Genomic DNA, 21,419 nt, shown 5'->3' on the forward strand with positions numbered 1-21,419 from the left:
CAAGCGCTTCACCGGCAAACGGCGCCGGGGAGCCGCTGCGCGCCACCCCGGCCTACGCGCCACCTGCTGACCTCAGGGTTGCAGTACGACCACCTCGCCCCAGCCGAGCGCGCGCACATCGGCCTCGATCTTCTTCAAGTCGCCGACCACCAGCCACATCAGCTGATCGGGCTTGACCACACTGGCGGCTGATGCGTTCAGCGCCTCGCCGTCGAGCGCCTGCATTGCGCTGGCATAACCCGAGTACCAGGCGGGATCCCGGCTGAGCGTGACGATCTCGCGTCCGGCGCCGACCAGTGCACCCAGGCTCTCGAAGCGCGCCGGCAGCCGCGCGACCTGGCTGCGCAGGATACTTTCCAGTTCTTCGCCAACGAGCGGACGCGCGCCTGCCAGCCCCTCGATCTCCTTGCGCACCTCGACCATCGCATCGCGCGTGCGGTCAGTCTGTACCGGCGCCACGACGCTGAACGCGCGCGGTCCGCGCGCGTTGCTGACGCCACCCCAGCTGCCATAGGACCAGTGCTTGTCCAGCCTGAGATTGCGATTGAGGCGCGCGGTGGCCATGCCGCCGAAATTGCGCATCACCGTTTCCAATGCCAGTTCGTCGGCGCGCGCACCGGCCGCGACCGGGTGGCCGGCAAGGATTACCGACTGCGGCGCCTCCGGCTTGTCGATCAGGTAGATCCGGCCGGCGCCGCTGAATTCCGCGGGCGGCATCGGCCGGGTGGGGGCGAGGGCGCCTTGCCAGTCGCCGAAACTGGACTGCGCGAGCGCCTTCAGCTCGGCCATGCCGATGTCGCCGGCGACGATCAGCGTGGCGTTGGCGGGCACGAACCAGCGCGCGTGCCAGCCCGCGATCGCCTCGCGGTCGATCGCCGCGACCGACGCGGCATCGCCCAGCCCGCCTGCCTGCGCGTACGGGTGCCCGGCGCCGAACAGCAGCGGCATGGCCGCGCGCATCGCCATGCCGTTGGGATTGGCCTGCTGCTGCGCGATGCCGGCGAGCTGCTGCTTGCGCTGGACCTCGATCATGTCGGCGGGAAAGGCCGGATTGCGCACGATGTCCGCGTACAGCGCCAGGCTGCCCTGCAGTTGCGATTTCAGCGCAGTCATCGCCACCACGGTCTCGTCCTGCGCGTGCTCGGTCCAGATCGCGGCGCCGAGCGCGTCGCGCGCGTCCGCCAGCGCATAGGCATCCTGGCTGCGGGTGCCCTTCAGCAACAGATCGCTGGCCATCTGGCCGAGGCCGCGCTGCGCCTGCGGGTCCACCGAGATTCCGGCGCCGACGCTCAGCGCCATCTGCACCACCGGCACCGACGGGCGCCGCATCAGCACGAGGTCGAGGCCATTGGCCAGCCGCTCGCGCTGGACCTCGGGGAAGGCCAGCGCCGGCGGCGCTGCGAGCGGCGGCAGGCGCTTGCGGTCGAGGTCGCTGGGCTGCGCCGCCAGCGTCGGGAAAGGTTCGACCACCATGGTGTAGTGATGCCGCGACAGCCAGTCCTTCGCGATCGCGCGGATCTCGTCGGGATCGATCGTTTGCAAATCGGCCAGGCGGTCCAGGTAGCCGTCGGCGCGCCCGAGCGTGGCCTGGCTCTCGGCCAGCAGGGCCGCGCGCGCGCTTAGGCGCTCCAGCCCGCGCACCATCGGCGCCAGCGTGCGCATGCGCGCGCGTGCCAGCGCATCGGACTTGGCAGGCTGCTCCAGCGATTCCGCGATCACGGCGTCCAGCGCGCGTTCGGTGGCAGCCACGTCGCTGCCGGGCTTCACGCTGGCGTACACCATCAGTTGTCCGGAGAGCTGGTTGGTCCAGGCGAAAGCGCCGACATCGGTGGCGAGCTTCTGCTCGAACACAAGCGCACGCTGCAGCGGCGCGCTGTCGCTGCCGGCGAGCAGGTCGGCGTACAGCTCCAGCGCGTGGGCTGCGCGCTCGCCGGCGCCGGGCATGTGCCAGATGCGGTAGATGCGCGCCTGCGGCACGCGGTCCTGCATGCTGTCGCGGATGTCGGCGTCCAGCGTGGGCACCCAGGCCGACAGCCGGGTGGTCGGCGCGCCCGGCGCGATGCTGCCGAAGTACTTGCCCGCCAGCGCCTTTGCCTCGGCGACATCGATGTCGCCCGCCAGCACCAGAATCGCGTTGTTCGGGCCGTACCAGGTCTGGTACCACTCGCGCACATCGTCCAGGGTCGCGGCGTCCAAGTCCTCCATGCTGCCGATCGGCGACCAGCTGTAAGGGTGGGTGTACGGATAGAGTTGTTCGCCATGCGCGTCCACACCCGACCGTATGGGCGGTTCTCACCCTGGCGCTTCTCGTTCTTCACCACCCCGCGTTCGCGCTCGAGCATCTCCGGCGACAAATTTCCGGCGAGAAAGCCCATGCGGTCCGCCTCCAGGTATAGCGTGCGTTCCAGTGCGGACTTCGGCACATCCTCGAAGAAGTTGGTGCGATCGGTGCTGGTGGTGCCGTTGCGATTGCTGGCGCCGAGGTCGTCCATCGCCTCGCGGAAGCCGTGCGGATGGTTCTCCGAGCCGTTGAAGAAGAAGTGCTCGAACAGGTGCGCGAAGCCGGTGCGCCCGCGGCGCTCGTTGCGCGATCCGACCTGGTACCACACGTGCACCGCGACGATCGGCACGCTGCGATCCTCGTGCACCACCACGGTCAGGCCGTTGTCCAGCGTGAAGGTCTCGCTGGGGATGGTCAGGTCGGCGGGATCGATGGCCGACTCGGGTGCGGCTGCCCACGCGGGTGAAGCGAGCATCAGCAGGGCCAGCAGAAGGATGCGCATCGGGGCTCCGGATCGGTGGCGCGAAAGGACGCCAGCATAGAGCCGCCGGCGTGTGCGGCCAGTGGCAAAGGTCAGGTGAGCGTCGTCGGTGCATTTTTGCGGGCGGCCGCCCGCGTAATATCCCGCCATGGCTGCTTCCAACGACACCGAATCCCTGCTTGCCCTGTGGCGTCGTGGCCAGGCGGACGCCGGCGACGCGGTTCTGCGCCGTTTCTACGACGAGTTGCGCGGTCTCGCCGCGGCGCAACTGGGGCGCGAGTGGTCGCGCCAGTCGATCCAGGCCACCGAGCTGGTGCACGAAGCCTGGTTCCGCCTGGTCGGCGACGCCGAGCCGGACTTCGACAACCGGCGGCACTTCTTCGGCTGCGCCGCGCGCGCGATGCGCCAGGCGCTGATCGACCGTTCGCGCCGGCGCGCCGCGGACAAGCGCGGATCCGGGCTGGAGCGGGTGCAGTTCGATGAGCTGCTGGACCTGCCGAGCCGACCGGACGTGGATCTGATCGAACTCGACGACGCGTTGCGCCGGTTGGAGGCGCTGGACGCCGAGCAGGCGCGGATCGTCGAACTGCGCTATTTCCTCGGGCTGACCATCGAGCAGACCGCCGCGGCGCTCGAGCTGCATCCCAGCGCGGTCAACCGCAAGTGGGAGAGCGCACGCGCATGGCTGCTGAAGACGCTGCAACGCTAGCGCCTGCGGCAGCCGAGGCCGCACGCTACCGCCGCCTTTGCGCGGCCTTCGACCGGGTGCATCCACTCGACGGCGCGGGCCGCGCGCAGACACTGGATGCACTGCGCGCGAGCGATCCCGACCTGGTCGATGAGCTGCTGGAAATGCTCGCGGCCAGTGCGGGCCCGGGGCTCGATGCCGTGGCCGCACCAGCCGATGTGCTGCCGGATGACCTTGGCGGCGAGCGCGGCTACCGGGTGCTGCGCGAGATCGGCCGCGGCGGCATGGTGCGCGTGCTGCTGGCCGAGCGCGCGGATGGCCGCTTCGAGCGCCAGGTGGCGATCAAGGTCATCGATGGCTCGCGCCAGGATGCCGACTGGCGCCGTCGCTTCGTCGCCGAGCGCGAGATCCTGGCGCGGCTGGTCCATCCGAACATCGCGCGACTGCTGGATGCTGGCGAGAGCGCCGGCGGCATCCCCTACCTGGTCATGGAGTACGTGGACGGCGAGCCGCTGGACCGCTACCTGCGCGCCCACCCGCTCACGCTGGAGCAGCGGATCGCGCTGTTCGAGCAGGTCGCCGCCGCGGTATCGCACGCGCACCAGATGCTGGTCGCGCATCGCGACATCAAGCCTGGGAACATCCTGGTCGACCGCGACGGCGTGCCGCACCTGCTCGATTTCGGCATCGCCCGGTTGCTGTCGCAACAGACCGCCACCGCCACCGGCACGCGCGCCCTGACGCCGCGCTATGCCGCGCCGGAACAGGTGGCGGGCACGCCTGGCAGCGCCACCCTGGATGTCTACCAGCTCGGGGTGCTGCTCTACGAGTTGCTGGCAGGCGCGCCGCCGTTCGTTGAGCTGGACGGTGCCGCACTGCTCCGGGCCGTGCTGGAGCAGGACCCGCCGCCGCCGGGTCGCGCCGCACGCACCGCGGGTGTGGCGGATCCGCGGCGCATCGATACGGACCTGGACGCGATCTGCCTGCGTGCGTTGCGCAAGGAACCGGCGCAGCGCTATCCCAGCGTGGATGCCGTGCTGGCAGACCTGGCGCGCTGGCGCAGCGGCGAGCCGGTCCAGGCGCACGCCGGTGGCTTGGCCTACCGCGGGCGCAAGTTCCTGCGCCGGCACTGGCGTTCGCTGGGCGTGGTGGTGCTGCTGGTGGTGCTGACGGGCGGATTCATCTGGCGCCTGAACCAGGAGCTGCGACGCAGCGAGCGCGAGCGCGCGGTGGCCGAGCAGGCCACCGAGCTGATCACCAATGTCTTCGGCAGCGCCGATCCCTCGCGCGCGCAGGGCCAGGAACTGACCCTGAGCGAGGCGCTCGACCAGGCTGTCGGCCGTCTGCGCCAGATGCCGGACCAGCCGCCGCTGGTGCGCGCACGCGTGCTCGAATCGGTGGGCGCCACCTTCCTCGAACTCTCCCGCCAGGCACAGGCGATCCCACTGCTGGGCGAGGCTGCGGACGCCTACGCGCGCGCCGCGGAATACGACGGCCAGCAGCGCGCGTTGCACGGACAGGCGATCGCCATGCAGGATCTGGGTCGCTACCCGGAGGCCCAGGCGGCCATCGAAGGCGTGCTCCGGATGCGCACCGCCCAGGGCCTGCGTGGAGATGCGTTCGAGGCCGAGTTGCATTCCTCCCTTGCCAATTTGCACCAGTACCAGCGGCGCCCGGATCAGGCGCTGGCCGAGTTCGACCAGGCGCTGGCAATCCTGCGCGCGATGGAACTGCCAGACCAGGGGCAACTGGCACACACGCTGCGTAACCTCGGCGATATCCGCACCGCGCAGGGCGATATCGCGGGTGGACATCTCGCCCTGCTGGAAGCGCAGAAGCTGACCCAGTCCCTGTATGGGCCGGATCACCCGGACAGCATCCGCCTGTTGCGCATGCTCGGGCGCAATGCCCAGCGGCGCGGCGCGCACGGCGAGGCACTGGCGCACTTCGAGCTGGGCTGGGAACGCGCCCAGCGGGTGTTCACCGCGCCGCACACGGTACGCGTGCTGCTGGGCCATCCGCTGGCGCTGGCGCTGGCGATCCAGGACCGGCTGGACGACGCCCTGCGGGTAATGCGCGCAGTTGCCGACGAAAGCGACAAGCTGTTCCCGGCCGGCCATCCCAGCCGTGCGACGGTCGACAACGACCTCGCTCTGGTGTTGGCCTTGTCAGGCGACGCCGGCGATGCGCGCGCGCGCGGCGAGAGTGCGCTCGCGGCGCGCCGTGAAGGCGGCGACGAGGATGCAGCGATCGCGCAGTCCGAGCTGATCATCCACGCGCTCGATTGCCGTGCGCGCAGCGACGCTCCCGGGAAGCAGCACTCGTCCGAACTCCTCACCCGGGTGTTGGCCGACCCGCAGTTGCTCCCGGCACTGGGCGATCTTTACCGGCAGCTGGCGCAAACCTGCCGCTGACGGGTTGCCGGGAAGACAATGACAAAGTGCCTGGAACGAGGCAAGAAGCTCGCGGCGGGATGGTTCTGCAGCTTCCACTCGCATTGCGTCATTCGAACCCGTCCCGGTGCAGCGTCTCTCCGTCAGTCAGCAAGCGCGCGGACAGCATCCAGCCGTCGCCGGTGGGCGCGCAGTCCGGCGCGACACTGCCGACGAGCAGGGTGCGATCGCCCCAGGAACTGAGGTTCGCGAAGCGTTGCGGGGGCGTCGCCGTCGGGGCGCAACTGGTCGGCGACACGCGGTAGCGGAAGCTGCCCGCGCCGTCACGAGCGAAGCGTGTGTCGACCACGTCCGGTGTCCCGGCGCCATCGCCAAGCTGAACCATGGCGACGTAATAGCCGGCGATCGCCTGGTCGAGCGAACGCAGGCCCATCGCAAACACGGCCCGGTTCCCCGCGGCGCCAGTGGCGGCAGCGCTGCCCGGCAGCCCGCTCGGCCCCAGCGGCACTCCGTCGGCCATCGGTGCAGCCGGCAGCGCGACCTCGCTGACCTCGTCGCCGCGCACCACCATCAGCCAGGGACTCGCTCCGAAGGGGCTGGCGTCGAACTGCAGCGCCGCGGCGACCATCAGGCCGCCGCCGATCTGGCGGCCCTTGTAGAAGGCGAGCGGAAAGATGTCGGCAACGCCATGGTCGGAGAGCGCGATGGGTTGCAGCGAGGCGGGGTCCAGCCGCAGCAGGCCCCAGGTGTAGCCGCCCTCGTAAGTGCCGTCGCCGAGCACGCGGATGTCGCCATCGGCCCCCACGCGCGCAGTGCTGAGGTTGCGGCTGGTGAAGCCGGCGACGATGGGTTGCGTGATGGCATCCACGGCGCCGCCGGCCGTCAACCGCGCAATGAAGCCCGCCGGAACGCCGCTCGCGTGCCCGTCGAACTGGCCGGCGACCAACCAGCCTCCGGCCGGCCCGGGGAAAACCCCCTGGACGCGGGTAATCGGATAAGGCCTGACCTGGTTCTGCGGCGGGAACAGCACGCCCCCGAGGTCATACAGACCAGGACCGCCAAGGTAGAACTGGCTGTCGAAGCTGCCCGCGTGCAGGTCGAGGAGCGCTGCGACTGTCAGGTCGTAGGCCCCGGGCGCGACACCGACCACCATCGCACGGTCGTCTTCCGGGACGCTGTTGCCGACGCCGGAACAGGACACGGCCGAGCGCGAGATGTCGAAGGCCTGGCCGATCGGCAATTCGGCGACGCCGTCGCCGGAGAATGCGGTGTCGAACTGTCCGCTCGCGGTCAGGCGCACGATCACCAGCGTGGCAGTCGTCGCGCGGTAGCCGATGAGGCTGATGCTGCCGTTGGCGTGGGGACAGGAACCGATTCCTTCGACATACCCGCCGAGTGTGGCCAGCGTGCGCACGCCGCCGGTGCCCCAGGAGGGGTCCAGCAAAGGGCCTGCCTCGGCCGGCGCTCGGCCAGCGATCAGGGTGATCAAGGCAATGGTCTGCAGCAGGGCACGGTACATGGCGTCAGCGTCCGCAATGGGGTTGTCCGCTCATGCGCAGTCCGGTGCGGTTTTCTCCGGAGCTTTCCTCCGGGCCCGGTGTCAACCGACGGCGGAGAATCTGCCGCGGGATTGCGCATGAGCCAGGCGAAGGACGTCGAACCCGGCGCCCGAACCCCACAGGAGATCCGTCATGTCGCGCCAGTCCACCCGCATCGCCACCGTCTTCGCCCTTGCCCTCGCGTTCGCGTCCGCCGCGTCTGCGCAGCAGGCCGTTTACACGCACGATTTCGACAGTATCGGCGGCTGGCCGGATTCGGATGTTTCGGGCGACCTGACCGCGGTCTATACCGTGGTCGGCAGCGAGTACCTGATCAATCCGCTGAAGAACATGGCCTATGCGCTGGCGCCCGCGCCGGCCGCAAGCCCGTCGGCGGACATGGTGGTGGAAGCCGACGTGCGTCTGTCGGCTTCGCAGGCACAGTCCCGCGCCGGCATCGCCTGCCGCGTCGGCGGCGATGGCAGCTTCTATGCCTTTAACCTGATCGCCAGCGGCAGCTATGAGATCGTGCGCGTGCGCGGCGGCAAGGGCGAGGTGCTGGCCTCCGGCGCGATCGGCTTCGACCCGTCCGAGGGCGTGCATCTCAAGGCCGTCTGCCGCGGCGTGAACCTGAGCTTCCACGCCAATCACGAGTTGCTCGGCGAGGCCAGCGACAGCGAACTTGCGGCTGCCGTCGGTGCCGGCCTGTTGTCGGTGTCGCCGGTGGTGGCGGCCACCAATGCGGCCTTCGACAACTTTGTGCTCGCCACTGCAGACTGACACGGACGCTGGCGGGAGGGCGCTGCCGCAGCAGCGCCCTCCACGACGCGGTCAGCGGAACGCGGCGATGGTCGCCTTGGTGTTGTTCAGCACGCGCTGGTTGTGGTGCGTGCTGGTGGTGCCCATCGGCACACCGCTGCGCAGCTTGGCCGGGTTGGACCAGTAGTTGATGCGGTTGCAGGTGCCGGTGCTGCAGGCATAGGCCATGATCGTGCGCCAACCGCCCGCGGCGTACTGGTAGCCATGGCCATACGCATACGGCGTCGTCGTCGGATCGTTGGCCGGATCGTGGCGGGCGCTCTGCAAATGGCCCATTTCGTGGCCGAAGGAGTAGTAGCCGGTGGCGCAGCTGTAGTGCACCGCGGCGAACGCAGTGCTGGCCGTGGCGCCGATTCCCGAAGCCAGCCCGCAGGATGCGGCGTTGTCGATCACGAACATGACGATGTCGGCGGCATTGGTGTTGCGCAGCGAATGCACGCTGTCCATGTAGCCGTCGGTGGTGCCGCGGATGCGCGCCAGGTCGGTCGACATGCTTCCGGATTCGACATAGGACGTGGTGTAGGTGCCCGCCAGTTGCGCGGTGATCTCCACACCGGAATTGGTGTAGCCGGCGTTGGTTTCGCTGATCGCGAGGTTGACGAAGTTGGTGATGTTGCCGATCTTGGTCTTCGCGCGATCGGTGATCACCACCATCACCCGGATGGTCGAGATCGCCTTGGTGCCGGCAGCCTTGTTGCCGTGATCCTCGGTGCCGATGTTCGCCACCGGCAAGGACTTGTATTCCTCCGGGTGGTCGGGCGGCAATTTCGACTCATCGATGGCGGCCAGGACGTGCTGGCCACGGCCAAGCGAACTCAATCGATGCAACCGGCCATCGATGCGCAGGGTGCCCGCGACCTCGTCGCCGCTCTTCACCAGCGTCACCGTATTCAGCAGGTCGTCCGGCTGCGCGCGACCATCCGCGCCGGCCGGGTTTGTCTTGCCCTCGATGTAGCCCTCCCAGACCAGAGTGCCGTCCTCCGAGAAGCGTGAGCCGCTGCGCCGCGCGACCACCGTGCGGTTGCCGGCCAGCCGGATCTCGAGGCGGTCGCTGTCGGCCGACAGCACGGAACTGTCGATCTGCATCAGGTTCAGGGCAGCGGTGCTGCGTTCCGCGCGCAGGGCGGCAACCACCGGATTGGCGGCGTCGATCGGGGCGCGGCCCAGCTGCGCGAACGGCGCAGCGAGGGTCTGGCTGGACAACAGGGCAAGCGCAAGCGCCAGCGACAGGCGCTGGCCAGAGGCGACGAACTTCATCAGGTGACTCCCCAGGTGTGGTTGAGCCCCGTCAGACGACGCCGGCGCACCACGCGGATCCCCATCCGCCCGCCGGCCCCGTCCGGGGCGCACGCAAGATGCGGCCAGTGCAAACCAAGGTCAACTTGTACTGCAGCAATGTGATGGTGCGTTAGTACGTTGTCCGCATGGCGTCGATGCCCGGGCGGCGGCGACCGCCGGGGTCCCGCTTTTGGGAATTCCGCTCGCTCCTGGCGGTGCGCATGTTCGCGCATCGAACGGTGACTCTCGCTAGATCGCGGACTGTGCTCCTGGACGCAAAGGACGCGAAGAAAATCAACCGTGATACAGCGCTGGGTCAGCGCCGGCACTTGTCCTTGCGTCCTTCGCGTACTCAATCACAGGGTCTTCGTTCTGCAGCCTGCGACCGGCTCGGATCGCCGTCAGACCCAGCCGGTCAGGTAGTAGGCTGCGATGATTACGAACACCGCCAGGGTCTTGATCACGGTGATCGCGAAGATGTCCTTGTAGGACTGGCGGTGGGTCAGGCCGGTGACCGCAAGCAGGGTGATCACAGCGCCGTTGTGCGGCAGGGTGTCCATGCCGCCGGAGGCCATCGAAGCGACCCGGTGCAGGACCTCCATGGGGATGCCGGCGGCGTTGGCGTTGGCGATGAAGGTCTCGCTCATCGCCGCCAGCGCGATGCTCATGCCCCCCGAGGCGGAGCCGGTAATGCCCGCCAGCGAGGTCACCGTGATCGCCTCGTTGACCAGCGGGTTGGGGATCGCGCCGAGCGCATTGGCGACGACCAGGAAGCCGGGCAGGGCTGCGATCACCGCGCCGAAGCCGTACTCACTGGCTGTGTTCATCGCCGCCAGCATGGCGCCCGAGATCGCCTGCTTGCTGCCTTCGGCGAAACTGCGCATCACCGGACCCCAGGCAAAGGCGAGCACACACGCGATGCCGGCCAGCAGCGCGCCCTGGACTGCCCAGATCGCGGCGACCTTCGGCACTTCCTGCACCACCGGTGCGGCATTGCCCATCACCGCGGGGATGAACTCGTGGGTCTTGCCGTAGGCCTGCGGGATCCAGGTGGTGAACAGCTTGTTGCTCACCCCCACCAGCACCAGCGGCAGGATCGCCACCAGCGGGTGCGCAAGCTGGCCACCGGTGAAGGGTGCGGGTTCGTTGACGAGGTTGTCGCCATAGCCTTCCCCAGCCGCCACCGCTGCGCGCCGGCGCCATTCCAGGTAGCTCATGCCGCAGATCAGGATGAAGATCGCCCCGATCACGCCCAGCCACGGTGCGGCCCAGGTGTTGGTGCCGAAGAACGAGGTCGGGATGATGTTCTGGATCTGCGGCGTGCCCGGCAGCGCGTCCATCGTGAAGGTGAAGGCGCCAAGCGCGATGGTGCCCGGAATCAGCCGCTTCGGGATGTTGCTCTGGCGGAACAATTCGGCGGCGAAGGGATAGACCGCGAACACCACGACGAACAGCGACACGCCGCCGTAGGTCAGGATGGCGCACACCAGCACGATCGACAGCATCGCGCGCTGCGCGCCGACCACGCGGATGGTCGCCGCCACAATGGACTTGGAGAAGCCGGAGACTTCGATCAGCTTGCCGAACACCGCGCCCAGCAGGAACACCGGGAAGTAGAGCTTGAGGAAGCCCACCATCTTGTCCATGAACAAGCCGGTGAACATCGGCGCCACCAGCGCCGGGTCGGTCAGCAGCACCGCCCCGAGCGCGGCCACCGGCGCGAACAGGATCACGCTGTAGCCGCGATAGGCCACCACCATCAGGAAGATCAGCGCAGCAAGGACGATCAGCAGGTCCATGGGATCCAGGTAGCCATCAAGCAGGCTTCGAGTCTGTGCGATCGGAGCGGCGGTCGACAGCGTACGAAAGGGCAGGGGCAATGTGGGTCATGGGTCCCGGTGCAGGTTGTGGGCGGCAAGAACTGGTCCACCGCAGGCCGGTGGGAGCAGGTTTCAGCCGCGAACTTCCCGCCGGCTGCTTGAAAGATCGCCGACAGAGTCGGCTCCCACAGGCCTGAGGTATTCCGGCTTCGTCGCCCACAACCCACAACCCACAACCCACAACCCACAACCAACAACCAACAACCCACAACCAACAACCCTCATCCACCCGGCCCAACATTCGCTAGAGTCGCGCATTGACACCACCTTCACGCAGGGGCTCGCCGATGCCGCTCAGCAATGTGACCTTGCGCGACCGCCTGCGCTACCGCTTCGAGAACACGCTCTCGCGCGGCACGGTGGCGATCATCGGCTGGCTGGCGCTGGTGTCGCTGCTCATCGTGGTGCTTGCGGCGCTGGTGCTCGGGGTGACCGGGCTCGGCAGCGATCCTGCCGATCCTGCCAGCGAACTCGGCTTCATCGAGGGCGGCTGGCAGAGCCTGATGCACGCGATGGACGCGGGCAACCTGGCCGGGGATGCGGGCTGGCCGCTGCGCATGGTGATGCTGGTGGTGACGATTGGCGGCATCTTCATCATCGGCAGCCTGATTGGCACGATCACCGCCGGCCTGGATGCGCGGCTGCAGGAGTTGCGCAAGGGGCGCTCACGGGTGATCGAGCAGGATTTCACTTTGATCCTGGGCTGGTCGAGCAAGGTCTATTCGATCATCGGCGAACTGATCATTGCCAACGCCAACCAGAAGAAGCCGCGCATCGTGATCCTCTCGCCGCGCGAGAAGACCGAGATGGAAGACGAGATCCGCGGCAAGTTCCCGAGCACGAAGAACACCCGCGTGATCTGCCGCAGCGGAGATCCGCTGGACCTCGACGACCTTGCCGTGGTGACGCCGAATGCCGCGCGCGCGATCATCATCCTCGCGCCGGAGGACGAGAACCCGGACATCCACGTGATCAAGTCGGTGCTGGCGCTGACCAACAACCCGGCGCGGCGGGCGGAGCCATACCATATCGTCGCCGAGATCCGCGACGAGGCCAATCTCGAAGCCGGCGAACTGGTCGGCGGCAGTGAGGCGATCTACGTCCGCGGCGAGGAATTGATCGCGCGCGTGACCGCGCAGACCTGCCGCCAGTCCGGGCTGTCGGTGGTCTACACCGAGCTGCTCGACTTCGACGGCGCCGAGATCTACATCAAGCCGGAGCCGGCGCTGGCTGGGCGCAGCTATCGCGAGGCGATCTCTGCGTACGCCGAGTCTGCAGTGATCGGAATCATGCGCGGCAACGGTGAGGTGCTGGTGAATCCGCCGATGGACACCCGCCTGGCGGCCGACGACAGTGTCATCGCGATCAGCGAGGACGACGACACCGTGGTCCTGGCCAAGGCGCCGCCGTCGGCTCCGGATGTATCGACGCTGTCGGAGAAGCCGCCGCGACGCTCCGATCCCGAGCGCACCTTGGTGCTCGGCTGGAACCCGAAGGCCGAGGCGATCGTTCGCGAGCTCGACAACTATGTCGCGGCTGGCTCCGAGCTGGTGGTAGTGGCGCAGCGCGATGGCGTGCGCGAAAAACTGGTCGCGATGTCCAAGTCGCTGAAGCGCCAGCGTCTGCGCCATGCACCTGGGGACATTGCCAGCCGCGCGGTGCTCGATGCGCTGCAGGTGTATCGCTATGACCACATCATCCTGCTGAGCTACAGCGACCTGCCGATCCAGCAGGCAGATGCGCAGACCCTGATCACGCTGCTGCACCTGCGCAACATCGCCGAGCAGCACAGCGTGGACCTGAACATCGTCAGCGAGATGATGGACATCCGCAACCGCACGCTGGCGCAGGTGGCCAAGGCCGACGACTTCATCGTCAGCGACAAGCTGGTGTCGCTGATGATCTCCCAGCTCAGCGAGAACAAGGCCCTCGACAAGGTGCTCGGCATCCTGTTCAGCGCCGAGGGCTCGGAGATCTACATCCGCCCGGTCGCCGACTACGTCAAGGTCGACCGCCCGGTGGACTTCCATACCCTGCTGGAGGCGGCGGCGCGGCGTGGCGAGACGGCGATCGGCTATCGCATCATCGCCCGCAGCAACGACGCCGAGCAGGGCTTTGGCGTCCGCCTGAATCCGAAGAAGAGCGAGAAGGTGCAGTTCTCGAAGGACGACATGATCGTGGTCCTTGCCGACGACTGACCCCCAGCGGCGCGCGGTCGCGGAGAGCGGCCAGGGGGCCTGGCACCTGCGCGCACCTGGATGCGTTCAGGGTGACAGTTCGCGCACCTCCGTTGCGCTAGTTTCTGATGCGTGGCTGTGCGCGCGTCGGCGACGCCACGGCTGGCCTGGATCTATCCATTGAAGGGGAATTACCGTGCGCCGTCTGCTGCTCGTTGTTGCCATGCTCACCAGTCCTGCGTTCGCCGGTCCGGCGCTGTGGACGACCACCGGCCCCAACGGCGGTGGCCTCAGTCACCTGGCGACCAGCGCTGCCGATCCCGCGGTGGTCTATGTGGCCATCGGTTTCGCCATTTTCCGCAGCGGCGACAGTGGCCTGACCTGGGCCCGGCGGGCGGTCGGGCAGGATTTGGGCTTCATCGTGGATCTGGAAGTCGCCGCCAGTGACGCCAACCTGGTTTACCTGCTGACCACCAGCGGGGTCATGAAGTCGATCGACGGGGGCGCCAGCTTCGCACCGGCATCGACTGGCCTGCCGACGACCGGCTTCTTCGCCCGCGATCTGGCGATGCGCCCTGGCACTCCGTCCACGCTGGTGCTGACTTCGTCCTCGCACGGCGCATTCCGCAGTACGGATGGCGGCGCCAATTGGTCAGCGATCGGCACCGGAACGCTGCCGGTCCGCTTGTCCCAGGTCGCATTCGACCCGGGCAATCCAGCGGTCCTGCTGGTCAGCCCGTGCGCGCCGGAAGACGGTTCGGCGTACACCGGTGCCCACCTCTATCGCAGTGCCGACGGCGGCGCCAGTTTTTCCGGGCTCAATGTGAGCGGCATGGACCCGGGAACGGCAACCTGCACCGCGGCGCTGGCTTTCAGTCCGGTCACGTCCGGCCTGGTGCTGGGCAGCGATGGCGTCGGCCCCTTTGCGCCTTTCAACACGGTGCTGCGCAGTACCGACGCCGGGCTGACGTTCAGCCGGTTCTCTGCCGGCCCGGGCAACACCACGCTGCCTGCCAGCTACAACTTCGTCGGCCCCTCTCCTGGAGAGGTGCTGGCCGGTAATGCGCGCGGCGCGATCCTGCGCAGCACCGACGGCGGCGCCAGTTTTGCAGTGGCACCGACGCCGACCCTGCCGGGCCCCAGTCCCGCGCTGGAGAGCCAGCTGGTGACGACCAAGCCGGGCGATCCGGCCACGCGTTATTTCATCTCGCGCGGCGCCGGCTTCTATCGCTCCACCGATTCGGGCGCCACTTGGACCCAGCAGAACACCGGCATCGGCGCGGCCAACATTCGCGCGCTGGCGATCAACCCGTCGAATCCCAATGTGATCTACGCCGGTCAGGCGGAGTCCGAAAGCACCGCGATCACTTGGCCCTTCTTCCGCAGCAACGACGGCGGCGGGAGCTGGGCCCAGACCGGCAGCAGTCTCCGGACCGACTGGTTCCGCACCCTGCTGGTCGACAGCAACACCGCCTTGAACCCGGCCGCGACGGTGATTTACGCGGGCGGACGCGACATCGCGCCAGCGGTTCCCACCGCGCTGCGCTCCAGCGGCGTGGTCAAGAGCACCGATGGCGGCGCGACCTGGACTGAGCTGACCGGCTTCGGCGGACTCGGCTCGCCGATTCCGCTGGCGACCCTCGGGACCGTGCGCGCGATCGTCGCCGATCCCAGCTCGATGATGGGCACCACCTGGAACAAACTTTACCTGACCGCAACCGGCAACGGCAGTTGCAGCATGATCGGCGGGCCAGTCACGATCTCCACGCCGCGTCTGTGGCGCACGCTCGACGCCGGCAACAACTGGAATACGATCGCGTCGCCCGGCAGCGGGTCCACGGTGGGCAGCGATGGCTTGTCGACCGGCGAGTGCGTCAACGGCAATACCCCCGCCGAACCGATCCCGGTGGCCGATTACCCGATCCCGGTGCCTCTAGTGGTCGACCACGCTGACCCGAACACCCTGTATGTCGGCACCTACCTGCGACTATTCAGCTCCAGCTCGAGCTATGTGCCCGGCGCGCCGAATGGCGTGTTCAAGAGCACTGATGGCGGCGCCACCTGGACCGCTGCCTCGACCGGCCTGCCGCTGTACACCGGCTCGGCCACTTCGCACCATGCGGTGCTCGCGCTGGCGATGGATCCGACCAACCGCAACGTGCTGTACGCCGCCGCGAATCCGTTCTTCGACAATTCCTCGTTTGTGGGCAATGTCTACAAGACCACCAATGGCGGCGCCAGTTGGACGGTCGCAGGGACGGGCCTGGCCGGGCAGGATATCCGCGCGTTGCTGGTCGACCCGAGCAACTCGCTGCGCGTGTATGCCGCCAGCGGCGGCAGTTCGCTGAATCCGGGCGGCGTGTTCGTCTCCGAAGACGGCGGCGCTACCTGGAATTCGATCAGCGCCGGCTTGCCGCTGACCTCCGCGACCGCGCTGGCGCTGGACAACAGCACGCCGGCGACACCCACGTTGTATGCGGGCAGCCGCACTGGCGTGTACGCCTACACCCGCGTGCCCGATCCGGATGGCGACGGCGCGCCGACCGCGCCCGAGAGTGCGGCGCCGAACGGCGGCGATGGCAACGGCGACGGCCAGCCGGACAGCCAGCAGAGCAATGTGGCCAGCCTGCCGGGGACGGCTTCCGCGGCGCAGCGCGTCAGCCGTCCATTCACGGTCAGCCTGACGCCGCTCTCCGGGAACTGCACGCGCCTGTACGACGTGATCGCAGTTCCGGCGGATACCTTTGCGGCGGACCCGCAGGTGCAGAAGCCGGATGGTGCCTTTCGCTTCGAGATCGCCAACTGCAGCAGCGTGCGCGTCCACCTGACCATCCACGGCGGCAGCTTCGCCGCGCGCAGCCTCGTGCGAGCCTTCGGCGCGCGCGTGCAGGGCGACCCGCTCAGCCTGGGCTGGAACACCCTGGACGCGACCGTGGCCGGCAGCACGATCAGCTTCACGCTCAGCGACAACCAGCCCGGCGACGCGCGCAGTGACAGTGGACGCATCCTGTTCCAGGGCGGCCCGGCCTTCGAATTGCCGCTGTTCGGGAACGGCTTCGAGTAGGTGCGCCGGCGCAAACCGGCAAAGCGTAAGGGGGGGGGGCCCCCCGGGAGAGAAGGGGAGGAACCAAACCCCCCCGGGGGCCGGGGGGGGGGGGGGGGGGGGGGGGGGGGGGGGGGGGGGGGGGGGGGGGGGGGGCCCGGGGGGGGGGGCGGGGGCCCCCCCGGGAGCCGGGCCCCGGGGGGGGGGGGGGGGGCGGGGGGGGGGGGGGGGGGGGGGGGGGGGGGGGGGGGGGGGGGGGGGGGGGGGGGGGGGGGGGGGGGGGGGGGGGGGGGGGGGGGGGGGGGGGGGGGGGGGGGGGCGGGGGGGGGGGGGGGCGGGGGGGGGGGGGGGGGGGGGGGGGGGGGGGGGGGGGGGGGGGGGGGGGAGGGGGGGGGGGGGGGGGGGGGGGGGGGGGGGGGGGGGGGGGGGGGGGGGAGGGGGGGGGGAGGGGGGGGGGGGGGGGGGGGGGGGGGGGGGGGGGGGGGGGGGGGGGGGGGGGGGGGGGGGGGGGGGGGGGGGGGGGGGGGGGGGGGGGGGGGGGGGGGGGGGGGGGGGGGGGGGGGGGGGGGGGGGGGGGGGGGGGGGGGGGGGGGGGGGGGGGGGGGGGGGCGGGGGCCGCCGCGGGGGCGGGGGGGGGCCGGGGGGGGGGGGGGGGGGGGGGGGGGGGGGGGGGGGGGGGGGGGGGGGGGGGGGGGGGGGGGGGGGGGGGGGGGGGGGGGGGGGGGGGGGGGGCGGGGGGGGGGGGCGGGGGGGGGGGGGCCGGGGGGCCGCCGGGGGGGCGCCGGCGGCCGGGGGGGGGGGGGGGGGGGGGGGGCGTGGGGGGGGGGGGGGGGGGGGGGGGGGGGGGGGGGGGGGGGGGGGGGGGGGGGCGGGGGGGGGGGGGGGGGGGGGGGGGGGGGGGGGGGGGCGGGGGGGGGGGGGGGGGGGGGGGGGGGGGGGGGGGGGGGGGGGGGGGGGGGGGGGGGGGGGGGGGGGGGGGGGAGGGGGGGGGGGGGGGGGGGGGGGGGGGGGGGGGGGGGGGGGGGGGCGGGGGGGGGGGGGGGGGGGGGGGGGGGGGGGGGGGGGGGGGGGGGGGGGGGGGGGGGGGGGGGGGGGGGGGGGGGGGGGGGGGGGGGGGGGGGGGGGGGGGGGGGGGGGGGGGGGGGGGGGCGGGGGGGGGGGGGGGGGGGGGGGGGGGGGGGGGGGGGGGGGGGGGGGGGGGGGGCGCGGGGGGGGGGGGGGGGGGGGGGGGGGGGGGGGGGGGGGGGGGGGGGGGGGGGGGGGGGGGGGGGCGGGGGGGGGGGGGGGGGGGGGGGGAGGGGGGGGGGGGGGGGGGGGGGGGGGGGGGGGGGGGGGGGGGGGGGGGGGGGGGGGGCGGGGCGGGGGGGGGGGGGGGGGGGGGGGGGGGGGGGGGGGGGGGGGGGGGGGGGGGGGGGGGGGGGGGGGGGGGGGGGGGGGGGGGGGGGGGGGGGGGGGGGGGGGGGGGGGGGGGGGGGGGGGGGGGGGGGGGGGGGGGGGGGGGGGGGCGGCGGGGGGGCGGGGGGGGGGGGGCGGCGGCGGGGGGGGGGGGGGGGGGGGGGGGGGGGCAGGGGGGGGGGGCGGCGGGGGCGGGGGGGGCCGGGGGGGGGGGGGGGGGGGGGGGGGGGGGGGGGGGGGGGGGGGGGGGGGGGGGGGGGCCCGCGGGGGCGCCCGGGGGGGGGGGGGGGGGGGGGGGGGGCGGGGGGGGGGGGGGGGGGGGGGGGGGGGGGGGCGGGGGGGGGGGGGGGGGGGGGGGGGGGGGCGGGGGGGGCGGGGGGGGGGGGGGGGGCCGGGGGGGGGGGGGCGGCGGGGGGGCCCGGGCCGGGGGGCGGCGGGCCCCGGCCCCGGGGGGGGGGGGGGGGGGGGGGGGGGGGGGGGGGGGGGGGGGGGGGGGGGGGGGGGGGGGGGGGGGGGGGGGGGGGGGGGGGGGGGGGGGAAAAAACCGGATGACCCGGAAGCGGTCGCGGCCTGCTTCCCGGTTGTTGGTTGTTCGGTGGCGCAACGGCAGGGGCGGCGCCACGCTTCCGCTGCCAACAACCGACGACCGGCCGCCAGGCGATATCATCGCGGGCAAGTGAAGGAATCCCGACAATCACAGGACCGGAGTCCACCATGGCCACAGGTTGGGCAGGCGATGGCGCAGTGCAGGACCAGATCGACGCCACGATCAAGGACGCGATTGCCCGCGCACGGGCGCAGGTGCCGCGCGGCCCGGGCCTCCGCCATTGCGAAGAATGCGAGGCGCCAATTCCGCAGGCGCGGCGCGACGCGGTTCCCGGTGTGCGCCTGTGCGTGGCCTGCCAGCAAGCGCAGGAAAGCGAGACGACGGGCTTCACCGGCTACAACCGCCGCGGCAGCAAGGACAGTCAGTTGCGCTGACGGCGCCGCGCGGATGGCCTGCGGTTCAGGTCCGCTGGCGACACCGGGATAGACTGCCGGCCTCGATCTGGCAGGTACCGGTATGAATCGCGCGACCTGGCGGGCCCTCGTGGCGCTCGCCCTGCTGCTGCTGTCGGGCGCAAGCCTGGCGGCCAAGTGCATCGGCCTGGTGCTCGGCGGCGGAGGTGCGCGCGGCGCCGCGCACATCGGCGTGCTCAAGGTGCTCGAGCGCGAGCGCGTGCCGGTCTGCCGCATCGCCGGCACCAGCATGGGCGCCATCGTCGGCGGCCTGTACGCCTCCGGCTACTCGCCGGGCGAGATCGAAGCGATCCTGGTCTCGGTGGACTGGAGAGATGTGCTCGACGACGATCCGCCGCGCACCGACTACCCGATGCGGCGCAAGAACGACACCCTGCGCTATCTGATGGACTTCCGCTTCGGCCTGCGTGACGGTGCGATCCAGTTGCCGCGTGGCGTGATCCAGGGGCAAAAGCTGCTGATGCTGCTGCGCCGGCTGACCCTGCACACCTGGCGCACGCCGGACTTTGACCAGTTCCCGATCCCCTTCCGCGCGGTGGCCACCGACATTGCCCGCGGCGAGCCGGTGGTGTTCCGCGAGGGCGACCTGGCGTTGGCGATCCGCTCCAGCATGTCGGTGCCGGCCGCGTTCGCGCCGCTGCGCGTCGACGGGCGATTGCTGGTCGATGGCGGCATCGTCAACAACGTGCCGGTCGACATCGTGCAGCAGATGGGTGCGGACCGCCTGATCGTGGTCGATGTCGGTGCGCCGCTGGCCAGCGACGAGGAGCTGAACTCGCCGATCGCGATCACCATGCAGATGCTCGATGTGCTGATGAAGCAGCGCACCGCGCAGGTGCTCTCGGCGATGGCGCCAGAAGACATCAAGATCCTGCCGCAGCTCGGGACTTTGTCGAGCGCCGATTTCATCCGCTCGCCGGAAGCAATCCCGCTCGGCGCGGCGGCGGCGGAGGCACAGATCGAGCGCCTGCGCACGCTGTCGGTCTCGCCCGAGGAATTCGCCGCCTGGCGTGCGCGCCACCGCCAGCCGGGCTTCGACCCGCCGTTGGTGGCCTTCCTCGACGTGCTCAAGAGCCGCAGCCGCACCGCAGGGTACGTCGAGCGCGAGCTGGATGGTATCGCCGGCGCGCCGCTCGATGTGACCACGCTGGAGCGCGCGCTCAGCGGCGCCTACGCCCAGGGCAACTACGAGCGCATCGCGTGGAAGCCGGTGGAGCGCGACGGGCGCGTGGGCGTCGAGGTGACGCCGGTCGACAAGGGCTGGGGCCCCGACTTCCTGACCTTCGGGCTGCAGATCAGCGACGATTTCGAAGGCCGCAGCGACTACCAGCTTGGCGCCGAGTACACCCGCACCGGTCTCAACCGTTACGGCGGCGAGTGGCGCTCGCGCGGGGAAATCGGCCGCATCACCGGGCTGCGCAGCGAGTTCTTCCAGCCGGCGGGCGATCGCGGCCAGTATTTCGCGCAGCCCTACATCGAGTATCGCGCCTTCGACCAGCCGCTGAGTGCCGGCGATTTCGTGCTCTCCACTTACCGCCTGCGGCGCGCGGTGCTCGGCCTGGACATCGGCTGGGACCTCAGGCAGTCGGACCAGATCTATGCCGGCATCTACCGTGGCCACGCCAGCGCCAGCGTCAGCGTGGGCGACAGCACGCTGCTGCCGGATTTGTCCGCCAACACGGGCGCCGTCCGGTTCGGGTATGTGCGCGACACCCTGGACGACGGCAACTTTCCCGGCAACGGCAGCCGCGGCGAGGTCCTGCTGGTGTCGGAGCTGGCGGCGCTCGGCTCCAGCGGCGATGGCGAGACCCTGGACCTGAACTGGGACAAGGCACTCAGCCGCGGCGCCAACCGCATCCTGTTCGGCAGCCGTTTGCACCTGGGCTGGGGCGAACCCAATCCGCTGGAAACCCTGGCACCGCTCGGCGGCTTTCTCAATCTCTCGGGCTTCACCGAGCGCGAGCTGCTCGGCGAGAACCTGCTGCTGCTGCGCTCGGTCTACTACCGGCGCCTGGGCGATTCGGGCCAGCTGTTCTCGGTGCCGGCATTCGTCGGCGGCAGCATCGAGACCGGCAACGTCTACGAGTCCCGCGATGCCCTGATCAGCCTGGAGAACCTGATCTGGTCCGGCAGCATCTTCCTCGGCATCGATTCGCCCTTCGGGCCGATCTTCCTGGGCTACGGGCGCGCCAGCACGGGCGACGCCTCCCTGTACCTGAACTTCGGCACGCTGCTGCGGCCGCGGCTGTAGCGCCGTCCGGGCCAGGGTCTCCTTCGCGAGTCAGCGCGCGGCGCGAACTGTTGTCGCGGTTCGTGCCAGGTGTCCAGGTATCCGATGAGCGACAGCGGTGGAGGATTCTGAACGGTTGTGCATCCCGCACTATCTTTTCCGGCCGAAGTCGCCTAAGGTGCACGGGCTTTCAGCT

Annotated in this window: 11 protein-coding genes; 7 read left to right on the forward strand and 4 right to left on the reverse strand. The window is 71.0% G+C overall.

The window, feature by feature from the left end; all coding sequences use genetic code 11:
* Positions 1-72 precede the first annotated feature (72 nt).
* Positions 73-2,196, reverse strand: a complete 2,124-nt coding sequence (locus IPK27_06250) for an insulinase family protein (protein MBK8067223.1) — start codon at positions 2,194-2,196, stop codon at positions 73-75.
* Positions 2,197-2,910: 714 nt separating this feature from the next.
* Between IPK27_06250 and IPK27_06255 the strand changes: the two genes are divergently transcribed.
* Entirely contained in the window at positions 2,911-3,471 is a 561-nt protein-coding gene (locus tag IPK27_06255; GenBank protein MBK8067224.1) for a sigma-70 family RNA polymerase sigma factor, read from the forward strand.
* Positions 3,444-5,864, forward strand: coding sequence for a serine/threonine protein kinase (locus IPK27_06260; protein ID MBK8067225.1), 2,421 nt, complete (start codon positions 3,444-3,446; stop codon positions 5,862-5,864). Before IPK27_06255 ends, IPK27_06260 begins: the two co-directional genes overlap by 28 nt.
* 88 nt (positions 5,865-5,952) lie before the next feature.
* On the opposite strand, the gene IPK27_06265 is transcribed toward IPK27_06260, so the two are convergent.
* Positions 5,953-7,362 (reverse strand): hypothetical protein, encoded by a 1,410-nt coding sequence (locus IPK27_06265; protein ID MBK8067226.1) that lies wholly within the window; start codon positions 7,360-7,362, stop codon positions 5,953-5,955.
* A gap of 172 nt (positions 7,363-7,534) precedes the next feature.
* Between IPK27_06265 and IPK27_06270 the strand changes: the two genes are divergently transcribed.
* A complete protein-coding gene (locus IPK27_06270; GenBank protein ID MBK8067227.1) occupies positions 7,535-8,161 on the forward strand; it encodes a hypothetical protein in 627 nt (208 codons plus the stop codon).
* Positions 8,162-8,212: 51 nt separating this feature from the next.
* On the opposite strand, the gene IPK27_06275 is transcribed toward IPK27_06270, so the two are convergent.
* Both IPK27_06275 and IPK27_06280 read right to left on the reverse strand, forming a co-directional pair.
* Positions 8,213-9,457, reverse strand: coding sequence for a peptidyl-Asp metalloendopeptidase (locus IPK27_06275; GenBank protein MBK8067228.1), 1,245 nt, complete (start codon positions 9,455-9,457; stop codon positions 8,213-8,215).
* A 422-nt stretch (positions 9,458-9,879) separates the two neighbouring features.
* A complete protein-coding gene (locus IPK27_06280) occupies positions 9,880-11,277 on the reverse strand; it encodes a GntP family permease (protein MBK8067229.1) in 1,398 nt (465 codons plus the stop codon).
* A gap of 368 nt (positions 11,278-11,645) precedes the next feature.
* On the opposite strand from IPK27_06280, the gene IPK27_06285 reads away from it, so the two are divergent.
* The 4 genes from IPK27_06285 to IPK27_06300 all read left to right on the forward strand — a co-directional run bounded on the left by IPK27_06285 (position 11,646) and on the right by IPK27_06300 (position 21,244).
* On the forward strand, positions 11,646-13,556 hold the full coding sequence (locus tag IPK27_06285; GenBank protein ID MBK8067230.1) for a potassium transporter TrkA: 1,911 nt from the start codon (positions 11,646-11,648) through the stop codon (positions 13,554-13,556).
* A gap of 202 nt (positions 13,557-13,758) precedes the next feature.
* On the forward strand, positions 13,759-16,599 hold the full coding sequence (locus IPK27_06290) for a hypothetical protein (GenBank protein MBK8067231.1): 2,841 nt from the start codon (positions 13,759-13,761) through the stop codon (positions 16,597-16,599).
* A 2,088-nt stretch (positions 16,600-18,687) separates the two neighbouring features.
* Positions 18,688-18,954 (forward strand): DksA/TraR family C4-type zinc finger protein, encoded by a 267-nt coding sequence (locus IPK27_06295; protein MBK8067232.1) that lies wholly within the window; start codon positions 18,688-18,690, stop codon positions 18,952-18,954.
* 82 nt (positions 18,955-19,036) lie between these two features.
* Positions 19,037-21,244, forward strand: a complete 2,208-nt coding sequence (locus IPK27_06300; protein MBK8067233.1) for a patatin-like phospholipase family protein — start codon at positions 19,037-19,039, stop codon at positions 21,242-21,244.
* Positions 21,245-21,419 lie beyond the last annotated feature (175 nt).

The sequence above is a fragment of the Rhodanobacteraceae bacterium genome (assembly GCA_016713135.1).
GTDB lineage: Bacteria > Pseudomonadota > Gammaproteobacteria > Xanthomonadales > SZUA-5 > JADKFD01.

Bases quoted from the DNA above. Each gene is read 5' to 3' on its own strand.
- IPK27_06255 (MBK8067224.1), top strand. From the start codon at position 2,911: ATGGCTGCTTCCAACGACACCGAATCCCTGCTTGCCCTGTGGCGTCGT.
- IPK27_06260 (MBK8067225.1), top strand. From the start codon at position 3,444: ATGGCTGCTGAAGACGCTGCAACGCTAGCGCCTGCGGCAGCCGAGGCC.
- IPK27_06265 (MBK8067226.1), bottom strand. From the start codon at position 7,362: ATGTACCGTGCCCTGCTGCAGACCATTGCCTTGATCACCCTGATCGCT.
- IPK27_06270 (MBK8067227.1), top strand. From the start codon at position 7,535: ATGTCGCGCCAGTCCACCCGCATCGCCACCGTCTTCGCCCTTGCCCTC.
- IPK27_06275 (MBK8067228.1), bottom strand. From the start codon at position 9,457: ATGAAGTTCGTCGCCTCTGGCCAGCGCCTGTCGCTGGCGCTTGCGCTT.
- IPK27_06280 (MBK8067229.1), bottom strand. From the start codon at position 11,277: ATGGACCTGCTGATCGTCCTTGCTGCGCTGATCTTCCTGATGGTGGTG.
- IPK27_06285 (MBK8067230.1), top strand. From the start codon at position 11,646: ATGCCGCTCAGCAATGTGACCTTGCGCGACCGCCTGCGCTACCGCTTC.
- IPK27_06290 (MBK8067231.1), top strand. From the start codon at position 13,759: ATGCTCACCAGTCCTGCGTTCGCCGGTCCGGCGCTGTGGACGACCACC.
- IPK27_06295 (MBK8067232.1), top strand. From the start codon at position 18,688: ATGGCCACAGGTTGGGCAGGCGATGGCGCAGTGCAGGACCAGATCGAC.
- IPK27_06300 (MBK8067233.1), top strand. From the start codon at position 19,037: ATGAATCGCGCGACCTGGCGGGCCCTCGTGGCGCTCGCCCTGCTGCTG.